Raw genomic sequence first — 242 nt, 5'->3', positions numbered from 1 at the left:
CGCCGATGGAGATGATCTCGTCGCCCGCCGAAGGCTCCAGCCCCGTGGTCTCGGTGTCAAACACGGCGTACTTGAGCTCCGTGAGCCTGCGCTCGTCCAGCGCCGGGCTGGAGGGCTGCTGGCGGAAGGGGTCGAAGTCGTAGTATTCGGGCCGGCTCCCGGCCGGGGCGGGCAGGGCGAAGCCCCCGGTTTCCGGGGCGCTGGCCGGGATCAGCAGGCGGAAATACGACTCCTGGGCGGGG

The 242-nt window shown here is 71.1% G+C and carries 1 pseudogene; it reads right to left on the bottom strand.

Going from position 1 to position 242, the window contains the following annotated elements:
• Positions 1-242: pseudogene (locus tag ACTFO6_RS19555) on the bottom strand (DNA polymerase III subunit epsilon); the annotation flags it as partial.

The organism is Pelomicrobium sp. G1, assembly GCF_051905455.1.
In the GTDB taxonomy this organism is placed as follows: Bacteria; Pseudomonadota; Gammaproteobacteria; order Burkholderiales; family UBA6910; genus Pelomicrobium.
The sequence above is the reverse complement of the archived record's forward strand: the minus strand, read 5'-3'. Positions and strand labels throughout refer to the sequence as shown.